This window comes from Pantoea sp. RG18, assembly GCF_025910075.1.
Classification (GTDB): Bacteria; Pseudomonadota; Gammaproteobacteria; order Enterobacterales; family Enterobacteriaceae; genus Pantoea; species Pantoea agglomerans.
On the sequence record NZ_JAPCIL010000007.1, the window covers coordinates 346,820 to 358,897 of the forward strand.

A 12,078-nucleotide genomic window follows, 5' to 3' on the forward strand; every position below is an offset into this window, starting at 1 on the left:
CACTGCTGACAGCCCTTTTTTTTGTCTGAATTTCCTCTGGTTATTACTTAACCATTTCTGATGATTTTTACTGACTATTTATTCACCCGGCGTTATTACTTAAAAATTATTAAAGGTACAACTTCGTGCTCCGATAACAGTATGCGCGAGATCACCTTTTTGCCTGAGGCTGTGACCACAGACATCAGCAAGGCACTGCGCACAACAGCAGGAAACCTGAGTGTTGCTAACAAATTGATTAATAATAAAACGGGGAAGAGAACATGTTCAGTATCAAGAATATGAAGGTGGGAATGCGGCTCGCAGCAGCCTTCGGTATTATTGTGACGTTACTGATAGTGATTGGCGTGACATCCATAACCAGGATTAACAGCATTAATACGGCGATCGCCTCGATCGTTGACGATCGTTATGTGAAAGTACGACTGGCATTTGATGTGCGCGATGGCGTCAACGATCAGATCAAATACCTGCGCGGCATGGTGATCGACACGACACGTCCGGAAATGAATGTGAAGCGTTATGGTCAGCTGGATGAAGCCACGCAACGCACCAACAGCGCAATGAAAAGGATCGAAGATATTCAGGTCACGCCCGTCGGCAAGAAAAAGATCGCCGGTCTGCTGGCCTCTTCCCAGGCTTTTGAGAAGGTTAAAGCAGAGCTGATCACCCTGGTGAAAGCGGGCGATTTTGAGGCTGCCAGCACCTATGTCCTGAAATCGATGACCGCCACCCAGAACAAATTCCTTCAGGATGCCGTAGATTTTGCCAACTCTCAGGACGCACAGCTGCGCAGTGAAGGTCAGGGTATTGTGGAAAATGGTCAGTCGGCTATCTCCATTACGCTGATTTTCTCCGCGCTGGCGATTCTGGCGTCTATTCTGCTGGGCTACTTCCTGACCCGTTCTATTGTGCGTCCGCTGGTTGCAGCAGTTGACGTTGCTGAACGCGTTGCCGCAGGCGATCTGAGTTCACAGATGCAGGTGACCTCACGCGATGAAACCGGCGTCCTGATGCAGGCGCTGCAACGGATGAACGATAATCTGCTGTCGATTGTGACTGAAGTACGTACCGGTTCCGACACTATTGCGGTGGCCTCTAATCAGATCTCCAGCGGGAACCTTGATCTTTCGACCCGAACCGAACAGCAGGCCAGTTCGCTGGAAGAGACCGCCTCTGCCATGGAGCAGATGACGTCGACCGTGAAACACAATGCCGACAACGCGCGTGAAGCCAATCACCTGGTTTCAACCACTTCCAGCGTGGCGCGTGAAGGTGGCGTGGTAATGGAGCAGGTCATTGAGAAGATGGAAGCGATCGCCCTCTCCTCACGAAAAATTGTCGATATCATCAGCGTTATCGACTCCATCGCCTTCCAGACCAATATTCTCTCCCTGAACGCCGCCGTTGAAGCGGCACGCGCGGGTGAACAGGGTCGTGGCTTTGCGGTGGTGGCGAGTGAAGTGCGTAATCTGGCGCAGCGCTCAGCCTCAGCGGCCAAAGAGATTAAGGTACTGATTGAAGATTCCGTCGCTAAAGTCGATGAAGGCAGCAAGCTGGTGACACACGCCGGTTCAACTATCGGCGAAGTGGTGAACAGCGTGCAGAGCGTGGCAAACATCATGAGCGAAATCACCATTGCCAGCAGCGAGCAGAGCAGCGGCATTAATGAAATCAATCAGGCGATTACCCAGATGGAAGCGGTGACGCAGCAGAACGCCGCGCTGGTACAGGAAGCGTCAGCCGCCTCACAAGCGCTGCAGGATCAGGCAGAGCGTATGGCACAGGCGATGAGCGTGTTTAATACCGGCAAGCTCTCACTGCAACCCGTACTGCGTTAATCCCTCTCAACGGCCTGCTTCGGCGGGCCAGTTTAAGAATGGTGACGATAAGGGCGGATAGGTTACAGGCAACAGAGCGGGAAGCGGTTAGCGGTTAGTGGTAAGTGGTAAGTGGTAAGTGGTAAGTGGTAAGTGGTAAGTGGTAAGTGGTAAGTGGTAAGTGGTAAGTGGTAAGTGGTAAGTGGTAAGTGGTAAGTGGTAAGCGTTATACAAGGGAATTGCAAATATACAGGGAAAGTGAAAGTAAACAGGCAGGTTACAAGGATAAAGCGTGAGGTTTGAGAAGGAGGAAACGCAGAAACAAAAAAGGCTGCCAGAGGCAGCCTTTTATTACTGTAAATGCAACAACGCTATAAAGCTCACTAGCCTTAATCAGAGAGCGCGAAGCTGGCTCTGAATTGCAATCCTTGCCAGGTTCACCTGAACCACGACAGATTTGCAGAAAATGCATTTCGCTCCATGCGGGTTGGCTCTTGTAACATCAAAATGTGATGTACGAAACTGTGAGCCACTACAGTGAGGACATTTAAAAGTAATTTTCAGTCCTTAGAGACCAACAACGTTCGCAGCAGCTGGGCCTTTGGCGCCATTTTCTACTGTGAATTCAACTTGCTGACCTTCATCTAATGAACGGAAATCGGTGCCCTGGATTGCAGAGAAATGTACGAATACATCTTTGCTGCCGTCTGCAGGAGAGATGAAACCGAAGCCTTTCTCTGCGTTAAACCATTTAACGGTACCGCGAATTTTGTTAGACATGCTTAAATCCTTAATATATCGAGCCTTCCGGCATACATAATGGCCTGAGAACAGATTTTAATCAGAACGTAAGAGAAGACTCAAAAAGAAGGGATGTCTCGCGACAAACTTAGAGATGAGAACTGCTTTGGTTACTTACTTTGATAGTGTCTGTTAATCAAACCGACGATTCATTAGGCCACACTTCTTAAAGTGACGCAAGCCGTAATTCAAATTAATCGCAATCAGCCCGTTGACGAGGATGAAGGCGAAAGGCGGTGTCAGGGAGACTGTCTGGCTTCACAGTGCAGCGGTGACTTTTCTGGCGACGTAAAAAGAAGCGGAGATAATGTCAGATCAAAAAAGGGCGAGGCCGGAGCCTCGCCCAAAACATGCCGATCATCAATCGTAGTAAGGAACCTTACGGTCAACGCCGTTGATATTGATCAGCACAAAACCGGTCGGAGCGGTCTTATTGGTCGGCGTACCCGCAGCAGTAGCCAGCGTAACCACCCCTTTTTCGTTGGCCCCGATGCCCGCCAGCCCGTTGTGCATGCCAAAACGTGCAGCGGGTTTCAGGTTGCTGATTTTGGTGATGTCCGTAACCACCGACATATCAGCCTGGAACAGCGAGCAGGAACCGGTATCGAAGCGGGTCGGACCGGTCGTCTTCAGGTTGAACATGGTCTCGCCGCTGTTCGCTCTCAGCTTGACCCAGATTACGGCATAGGTGGTCCCTACCCGGCCATAACGAATGTCCAGCACGGAAGGCTGACCCATATGGTAAGCATCCGCCCAGACCGTCTCCAGTCGCTGGAGGTTGATCAGGGTTTTACCTGTAGCCGGCATATTTACCGGTGAACCGGCAGTGCCGGAGGGCGTGGTCGCATCCGCTTTCCCGATCAGCTCCATTACCCATTGCTGGTTAGGCGCCGGGAAATAGAGCTGCCCCAGCCGATACCAGTTGTCGGTATCGGTGTTGTTCACCACTTTATAGCCGCTGTAGTAGCCGGCACGCAGCGAACCGGTCATGAACGTGCCGTAGTTCTCATCCCGACGATAGCCATATTCGAAGGTCGATAACCACTTACTTCCGGCCAGATCATTGGTGATTTTCGCCCCCGCCTGCAGGTTGATATGGCGCATCACCACGCGGGCATTATTGAGATTGAGCGGCGTGGCGCAATCTTCAATGTTGAGCGTTTCGATGTTCCAGCCACCATCCGACAGATCCCCTGGGTTAGTCGTGTGCTCAATCCAGACGTTGCGCATCACTCCCTGTGTGACGCGTGGCATATAGAGCGTGGCGTCGCCATAGCCCGACTGGAAGTTGGCATTACACAGCTCAATGGCGGTTGAGTGGTCCCAGTTCCCCTTCGGTGTGTTTGACCAGCCGACATCAAACACCCGTGAAAAGGTATTGGAGCTGTAAATCTGATCGAACTTACTGTCGAGCGTATCCTGCAGCTTAAAGACGGTTCCCCCGGTACTTTGCGCCTTGAAGCAGAAGATATTGACGATCTGGCCTCCGACAATAGTATTTTCAAAGAACGGCTGCGTGTTACTACACTGTTCAGGCGTGACGGTGACTTTGGCCGTGGTGTCGACAGTCCCGGCGTTAGCCTGTCCATGCCAGCAGATACCTTTAATAACGATTCGACGCGCATTAACCTTAAACACGGTATTCGCGCTTTTATCAGAAACAATGGTGGTGCGCGGTGCCGACCCGAGCTCCATATCATCGCCTGCCAGACCAAAAAACGACAACTCCGTATCGCTGATATCGATAGGTGAAATCAGGAAGCGGCCCCCCGGAAAACGCACCGGAATGGCTTTCGCGTAGGCGTTGTAAGACTGTGTCCATGCCAGCATCCGCTTAAAGGCTTCAGTGTCATCGGTCACGCCATCCCCTTTCGCGCCAAAGTGCAGAATGTTCACTTCGGCGGGATCGTTGATCGTGCGCTTCCAGTAGAAACCGTTACCCACCGCCACCGTACCGCCATCATCTTTCAGCGGAGTGGTGCTGAGGAAACCAACAAAGTCTGCGCCACCACGGAAGCTGGAATCCTTATCGTAATAGCGTTTAAGGCTCGCGACTTCACCTGATTTTGGTGGAACAGTGGTACGCAGTTCAGCAAAAGAGTTAACTTCGATCATAGAATCCTCCTCAGGATCATAGAGATATCGCGCTGAAATCAGCGCACTACTTAGCCGCAGCCGGATGGCCGCAAAGGGAGTCCCACATGTCGTTGTGGGTGTTGATGGCGCGCACCGTACGAACGTCCATTTTTTGCGCGTCATCGCCGTAGGTATAAAGAGGGGAAAAAAGTACGCAGGCAGAGTCGGTGATCGCCACCGGCTCAGGGTTTGTGGTATTTCGACTGCTGCAGCTTGTCGCGAGCAGCAGCGTCATCAAGGCTATGGTTGTCAGTCGCCACACGGTTAGCCTCCTCGCGGTTATGTTGTTGCTGTTGCGCTACCGCGGTGACGCGGGACGCCTCCTGTTGCGCGTTATCGACGTCAGAACGCGCTTTTTGCTGCACTTTGCCGATTTTCTTGCCGCCGAAATAACTGGCGCCCAGCGCCGCGATGACCGCAGCCAGCGCGGCGATCCAGTGCCAGCTGCCGCCCAGTAAGGTGGTAATCAGAGTCATGGCTTCGCTCCTTCAGACTGCTCCTTCGCATTGAGCAGGTTTTTCTGACGAACAAATTGTGCAATCACCCCCATCGCCACCATGAAGGCGCCCACCAGCCCGAGGTAGTTGTGCGGCAGAATCGCTTTAACGTCTTCGGGCAGTGCGCTCCAGGCATCAACGGCGGCCGAAGGAAACGACTGCGCCCAGGCGCTGAGCATGGAACCCAGCGACGCAAGCCAGACAGACCAGGTTTTGAAAAGCAGACGGGCATGAGAGACAAACTGGAGGGTGGTAAAGCGCTGCAGCAGCAGCAGAATGATGATTGCCGTCAGCACGGCGGTGAGAAACATGAGCCATCTCATAGCAACCCCCTGTAAACCGCATAGGTTCCGCTGCGCATCATCTCCGCGTGACGTCTGGCGCGGCCCGGCGTCTGACGGGCCCAGAGGCTGTTCATCATCGCGTCAGCCGCATCATTAAACTGTTCAGCCACGATCGCGCTGAGCATGTTTTTGAACTGCAGGACGCCCTCGACGCCCAGCTGATAAGCCATGCTCAGCAGCACGTCGGTGCGGGCGTCGTTGCACTTCGCCAGCGCATTACGCAGCAGCTCCCTGCCCTGCATCTCCTGAATTTTGTTTTCAAGAATGCACTGCTTCCAGACATCACCGACGCGCCGTGGCACGCGGAAAGCGTAATTACTCAGAGACGCCCCCTTGGGTCCAATGCGAATGCCGCCGGCCACCGTGGGAAAGCCCAGCGTGTCGAGATAGGGCGTGTCGACATACCCCTCTTCAAAATTCAGTACTGCGATTATCTGGCTCATAACGACTCCTCAATGACGGCTTAAAGCAACTCAGCCTTGTGAAAAGAAATACATAACGCTCGCTGATCATTACTCAGCACGGCTCAGCAGAAGGCCTTACTGACCCTGCAGCAAAACTGAACAGTAATTCAGCAAATTGCGCCCAGTGAGAACTGGAGAAAGCGAAGAGTTAGCCGGAACGGAAAAATGCGTTTTCTGCGCGTTTCAGCTCACGGCGTAGAGATGAACGTGCGGAAGACAGCAATTGTCGAAACTGGGTGTTTCCTGACTGGTGACGCGGGGTGCAGTAATTGCGCGGTCAACGCGCGGGGCGACCTGACGCTGGCAGATTTGCTCTGCACGTCTCAGGGTGGGTGTTTCAGTTGGGAAGTTCAGGGCCTCGTCGATGCTCTGTGTCAGGCTGCTGAGAGGTTGGCGCCGCCGGTGGCGACGAGTACGTGCGTTGCCTATAAAAACGCTTTTGCCATAGTGAATTATCGCCATAACTCCTCCTGTGAATGAGTCTTTGGCGATGGGGTGGCAGGCGCGAGCTTTCGGCGAACCGAACGGGCCCGAATGTCGCGTATCACGGTCGCACGCTTACCGCCCGGCTGCATTAGCAGTCAGGTGGAAAGTAAGCGAGGGGAAATAAACGGCATCTGACGACGCTGCATTTTGCGCATCCACCCCATCCCAAAGTTCACTAACTTTGTGGTGGTATGATTCGCGCTTGTGCAGCGCCTCAATTGTTTAAGAGCGGCTCGTCCCTGAAAGAACTGCTTCGTTCATCCATATCCAAATTATTAACAGGTTCTTATGCTTTATCAAACACTGTTGGTTAATTTTTTATTTACCGCTGGTTAAATTTATGAATTTATGCCGATTATTTTTTTTTCAGCCTTCCTGAAAAAACCGGCAGAAGTGGCCTTAACCGAGGATTTGATAATGTCGCGCCTGGCTCATGATCACTTTGGCCAGTACCTTCAGGCTGGTGACGTCATCATGATTGAGATACCAGGTTTCATAACGCTTATTATCTGATATTACAGCGATTTTCTTATGCTGCAGCTGCAGGCGCTTGAGATAGAGCTGCTCATCGAGGGTGAAAATATAGATGCCGTCGCCGTCGAACATCCGCACGCTGATATCCACAAACAGCTGATCGCGCGGCGCAAAGGTGTCAGCCATGGAGTCACTGTTGATAGCGATTAACCGGATGTTTTCCGCCGGGCGCCCGTTGAACAGCACCCGCGCCTCATCCAGACCATATTCGATCGCCTGGATAGTCTCGACAAACTCATCACGCGCGGGCAGGCCTGCAGCACTTCGCTGACCAATGTCGAGGCTATCAATCCGAAACACATTCTTCTGACCGGTGAGCGCACTTAGCGTCACCGGTTCAGCAGGTTGTTCCATACCGTATTGCAGCCACTCAACCCTGACGCCCAGCAGCTGGCTGAGAGCCAGTAAATTGCCGCCATCCGGCACTGACTGCGCGTTAAACCACTTCCACACTCCCGGCGTTGAAATCTTACAGCCTTGCTGCTGCAGAGCCCTGGCAACCTGTTTGTTTCGTCCATGTCCGGCAATGCCGGCACTCTCACAGGCCGCTATCAGCCTGGCGGTGAAAGCTTGTCTTGTACTTTCTTTTTTAACCATTAGTTAATAATCAGCCATAGAAGAGATACTGGATGTTATTTTCATTATTGCTACCAGTTCATTTTATATTACCGCTCGTTTACTACCTAACCGCTTTATCAAGCATTCCTGATAATCATTATCCGCTTCAGCCCGCGGCTGGACAAAAAATATTGCCTCAGGCCGCGTACAGCCCCGGCTTTCAGGAATGTTCCGTAAAAAATTGCGTGAATATCAGCCAGAATAATGGCCAGTAGTGACGAGACCGGAACGGAAATTAAGCTGATGCGCAGAAAACTCTATCTTTCACTGGACCGGAAAATGGAGCTAAAAAAAACGGGAGTCTCTGAAAGACTCCCGCTTTGTTAAAAATTATGGCAGTTATGGCCGGAGCGTATCGTCGCCCCATGCTATCCATTTATAGGTCGTCAGCGCCTCTAATCCCATCGGGCCACGAGCATGCAGTTTCTGGGTACTGACCGCCACTTCGGCACCCAGGCCAAACTGTCCGCCATCGGTGAAGCGGGTGCTTGCGTTGACATAGACCGCTGAGGAGTCGACCTGACGGACAAAACGCGCGGCGTTGCGGATATTACGGGTCAGGATGGCATCCGAGTGCTGCGTGCCATGCGTACGAATATGATCGATCGCCTCATCCATATCCGCCACTAATTTGACGTTAAGATCCAGCGACAGCCACTCATCATTGTACTGCTGTGGATTCACCTGCGTGACCGATGCCGGGCCTTGCTGCAGCTGCGCCATCACGTTGCTGTCAGCATGCAGCGCAATCGCTTCCTGTGCCATACGCGCGCTAAAGGCGGGCAGGAAACGATCGGCAATCGCCTGATCCACCAGCAGCGTCTCCAGTGAGTTACAGGCGCTGGGACGCTGTTTCTTGGCGTTGACGATCAGATCAAGTGCCGGTTCGATCTCCATCGTCTCATCAATATAGATATGACAAACGCCGATGCCGCCGGTGATCACCGGAATAGTGGAGTTTTCCCGGCACAGCTTATGCAGCCCGGCTCCGCCACGCGGGATCAGCATATCGACGTAGCGATCCAGCTTCAGTAGCTGATTCACCAGCTCGCGATCCGGATTTTCGATCGCCTGAACGATCGCCGCAGGCAGACCGTGCTGTTTGAGCGCGTTCTGGATCACTCGTACCGTGGCCGCATTGGTGCGCCAGGTCTCTTTACCGCCGCGCAGAATGGCGGCGTTACCGGTTTTCAGGCACAGAGTGGCGACGTCCACCGTGACGTTGGGACGCGCCTCGTAGATCACGGCCACCACGCCCAGCGGCACGCGACGACGCTCAATGCGCAGCCCGCTGTCGAGCTGACCGCCGTCAATTAATTGCCCCACCGGATCGGCCAGCTGACAGACCTGGCGCACATCGCTGGCGATGCTGCCGAGGCGTTGCGGATTGAGTGTCAGCCGGTCCAGCAGCGCGGCGCTCATGCCGTTCTGACGCGCATCGGCTAAATCCAGCTCATTGGCCGCCAGAATGTCTGCGCTTTCCGCCTCCAGACGGTCGGCAATGGTCATCAGAACCTGATTTTTCTCTGCCGTCGACAGATCGGCCACGGTGTAAGCTGCGGCGCGCGCCGCTTTTCCCATCTCTTCAAGCATTGTCCGCTCCTTAACTGACGATCATGTCGTCGCGGTGAACCGCCACCGGGCCATATTCATAGCCCAGGATTTCGCTGATCTGCTGGCTGTGATGACCGGCAATCATCCGCATCGCGTCGCTGTTGTAGCGTGAAACACCATGCGCGATATCCCTGCCCTGCAAACTGCGGATACGGATCACTTCTCCACGCGAGAAATTCCCCTGGATAGCACGGATCCCTTTCGGTAGCAGCGAACTGCCGCGTTCAATAATTGCTGCCAGCGCACCATCATCGACGGTGAGTTCACCTGCCGGAGGCGCACCGAAAATCCAGCGTTTACGATTTTCCAGCGGCGATTGCTGCGCATGAAAGCGCGTACCGACCGGCTTACCGTCAATGACATCGCTGATTACGCCGCTGCGACTGCCTGAGGCGATGATCACATCGATACCGGCGCGGCAGGCGACATCCGCCGCCTGAAGCTTGGTCGACATGCCACCGGTGCCGAGACCCGATACGCTGTCGCCCGCCAGGGCACGCAACGCATCATCAATCACATGGACATCACTGATCAGCTCAGCCTCAGGATTGTTACGCGGATCGGCGGTGAACAGTCCCTGCTGGTCGGTCAGCAGCAGCAGCTTGTCGGCACCGCCGAGCATCGCCGCCAGCGCCGAGAGATTGTCGTTGTCACCCACTTTGATTTCAGCGGTGGCGACGGCATCGTTCTCATTGATCACCGGCACAATGTGGTTATCCAGCAGCGCGCGCAGCGTGTCGCGGGCATTCAGGAAGCGCTCGCGATCTTCCATGTCGGCACGGGTCAGCAACATCTGACCAATATGGATACCGTAGATTGAGAACAGCTGTTCCCACAGCTGAATCAGACGGCTCTGCCCCACCGCAGCCAGCAGCTGCTTTGAGGCGATGGTGGGTGGCAGTTCGGGGTAACCCAGATGTTCGCGTCCGGCGGCCATCGCGCCAGAGGTCACAATCACAATGCGGTGGCCCGCCGCGTGCTGCTGCGCACACTGACGAACCAGTTCCACCATGTGCGCCCGATTCAGCCGGCGGGAGCCGCCGGTGAGAACGCTGGTACCCAACTTGACCACTAAGGTCTGACTGCCACTCATATTTCCTGCCGTAGTGAAAAATTTTTACGAAAGGACGTTTTAACAGGAGTCGATAAGGAAGCCAACAGCCAGCGGGGGAAAAGCACGAATTTACGCGGACAAGGACGTAGACCAAAAGTTCAGGGTTAACAAGAAATCATGAAAAGTGTCATAAAAACTTCATCGCCGACGGGTAAAAAGTCCGTGCTTTACAAAAACTTTCATTTTTTTACGGCGTTCACATTGGGATTGATAGCAAATGAAGAAAAGCACACTGGCCATGATCCTCTCCACGCTGACGCTGGCATCTGCCGCGCAGGCTGCCGAAATCTATAACAAAGATGGCAACAAACTGGACTTATACGGCAAAGTTAAAGCTGAGCACTACATCAGCGATAATGCCAGCCAGGATGGAGACAAGTCCTATACCCGTATCGGCTTTAAGGGTCAGACACAGATTAACGACCTGATGACCGGTTATGGTCAGTGGGAATATCAGTACAACGTCAATAACTCCGAGGGCAGCGACGCCAACAATGGCAACAAAACCCGCCTTGGGTTTGCTGGTCTGAAATTCTCGCAGTATGGTTCGGTCGATTACGGTCGTAACTACGGTGTGCTGTATGACGTTGAGGCCTGGACCGACGTGTTCCCGGAATTCGGCGGTGACGGTACAGCCCGTTCCGATAACTTTATGACCCAGCGCGCTACCGGTGTGGCGACTTACCGTAACAACAACTTCTTTGGTCTGGTCGATGGGCTGAAGTTTGCGTTGCAGTATCAGGGTAAAAACGACGCCACCAGCGCCAACACCCGCACCGACATCAACCGTCAGAATGGCGACGGCTACGGTGCCTCACTGGGCTATGCCCTGGGTGATTCCGGTGTGAGCCTGATGAGTGCCATCACCTCTTCTGACCGTACCAACCAGCAGCAGGCACGTGCCTATGGCGGCGGTGACCGTGCGGATTCCTGGGGTGCAGGCGTGAAATATGATGCCAACAGCGTCTACCTGGCGGCGATCTATACCGATACCCGCAACATGACACCAATCAGCGGCACCAACCGTAACACCGGTGCTACCGTCGCAGGCGCAGCCAACAAAGCGCAGAACATCGAACTCGTGGCGCAGTATCAGTTTGATTTCGGCCTGCGTCCTTCCATTGGCTATGTACAGACCAAAGGCAAAGATATCGAAAACGGTATCGGCGATGCGGATCTGGTGAAATATATCGATGTGGGCGCGACCTACTACTTCAACAAAAATATGTCCGCCTTCGTTGATTACAAAATCAACCAGCTGGATGATGACAACGCGCTGTCGATTAACAACGATGACGTGGTCGCGATGGGTGTGACTTACCAGTTCTGATTTCAGGCTAATGCCGGACAGCATAAGCTACAGAATGTATGAGCATAAAAAAGGGCGCGTTTTTCAACGCGCCCTTTGCTTGTTAACAGCATCTGGCCCGCTCTGCTATGAGATCGAGCTGGCGCAGGGAACACGGTCAGATCGGAAAGACGCAAAAGACGTCATCCCTGACACGCTCGGCCCGCGCCGTCCCTGGCGCGGGACGCTTTCCTCTTCTGCCCGTGTTCCCTGCGTGTTGAGCTTATTCGTTGCTGCCAGATTCACCCTACTTGAGATTTGTCAGCAGTTTGTGGGCAAGCGTTTTAACTCACCCTTTAATC

General features: G+C 53.5%; 12 protein-coding genes. 2 read left to right on the plus strand and 10 right to left on the minus strand.

Annotated features, from left to right (window positions below; translation table 11 throughout):
- Nucleotides 1-263 precede the first annotated feature (263 nt).
- Nucleotides 264-1,841, plus strand: coding sequence for a methyl-accepting chemotaxis protein (locus OK409_RS10290; protein WP_010255214.1), 1,578 nt, complete (start codon nucleotides 264-266; stop codon nucleotides 1,839-1,841).
- A gap of 372 nt (nucleotides 1,842-2,213) precedes the next feature.
- Here the strand turns inward: OK409_RS10290 and OK409_RS10295 are convergent, their stop codons facing one another.
- The 10 genes from OK409_RS10295 to proB form a co-directional block, all read right to left on the minus strand.
- Entirely contained in the window at nucleotides 2,214-2,384 is a 171-nt protein-coding gene (locus OK409_RS10295) for a cold-shock protein (RefSeq protein WP_085978710.1), read from the minus strand.
- 3 nt (nucleotides 2,385-2,387) lie between these two features.
- Nucleotides 2,388-2,600, minus strand: a complete 213-nt coding sequence (cspA, locus tag OK409_RS10300; protein ID WP_003854408.1) for an RNA chaperone/antiterminator CspA — start codon at nucleotides 2,598-2,600, stop codon at nucleotides 2,388-2,390.
- 381 nt (nucleotides 2,601-2,981) lie between these two features.
- On the minus strand, nucleotides 2,982-4,736 hold the full coding sequence (locus OK409_RS10305; protein WP_264367033.1) for a glycosyl hydrolase family 28-related protein: 1,755 nt from the start codon (nucleotides 4,734-4,736) through the stop codon (nucleotides 2,982-2,984).
- 203 nt (nucleotides 4,737-4,939) lie between these two features.
- Nucleotides 4,940-5,233, minus strand: a complete 294-nt coding sequence (locus OK409_RS10310; RefSeq protein WP_010255207.1) for a hypothetical protein — start codon at nucleotides 5,231-5,233, stop codon at nucleotides 4,940-4,942.
- Nucleotides 5,230-5,577: a hypothetical protein gene (locus tag OK409_RS10315; protein WP_010255205.1), complete on the minus strand. Its 348-nt coding sequence runs from the start codon at nucleotides 5,575-5,577 to the stop codon at nucleotides 5,230-5,232. Before OK409_RS10315 ends, OK409_RS10310 begins: the two co-directional genes overlap by 4 nt.
- Complete coding sequence (locus OK409_RS10320) at nucleotides 5,574-6,041, minus strand: glycoside hydrolase family protein (RefSeq protein WP_010255203.1); 468 nt, start codon at nucleotides 6,039-6,041, stop codon at nucleotides 5,574-5,576. The genes OK409_RS10315 and OK409_RS10320 overlap by 4 nt, the downstream gene beginning before the upstream one ends.
- A gap of 204 nt (nucleotides 6,042-6,245) precedes the next feature.
- A complete protein-coding gene (locus OK409_RS22495) occupies nucleotides 6,246-6,524 on the minus strand; it encodes a hypothetical protein (protein ID WP_071785064.1) in 279 nt (92 codons plus the stop codon).
- A 423-nt stretch (nucleotides 6,525-6,947) separates the two neighbouring features.
- Nucleotides 6,948-7,679, minus strand: coding sequence for a S24 family peptidase (locus OK409_RS10325; protein ID WP_010255201.1), 732 nt, complete (start codon nucleotides 7,677-7,679; stop codon nucleotides 6,948-6,950).
- A 360-nt stretch (nucleotides 7,680-8,039) separates the two neighbouring features.
- Nucleotides 8,040-9,293, minus strand: coding sequence for a glutamate-5-semialdehyde dehydrogenase (gene proA, locus OK409_RS10330; RefSeq protein WP_050680064.1), 1,254 nt, complete (start codon nucleotides 9,291-9,293; stop codon nucleotides 8,040-8,042).
- Nucleotides 9,294-9,303: 10 nt separating this feature from the next.
- The gene (gene proB / locus OK409_RS10335; RefSeq protein WP_010255198.1) at nucleotides 9,304-10,407 is read right to left on the minus strand and encodes a glutamate 5-kinase; all 1,104 of its coding nucleotides are present in this window, start codon (nucleotides 10,405-10,407) and stop codon (nucleotides 9,304-9,306) included.
- A gap of 238 nt (nucleotides 10,408-10,645) precedes the next feature.
- On the opposite strand from proB, the gene ompC reads away from it, so the two are divergent.
- Nucleotides 10,646-11,758: a porin OmpC gene (gene ompC, locus OK409_RS10340; protein ID WP_010255197.1), complete on the plus strand. Its 1,113-nt coding sequence runs from the start codon at nucleotides 10,646-10,648 to the stop codon at nucleotides 11,756-11,758.
- Nucleotides 11,759-12,078 lie beyond the last annotated feature (320 nt).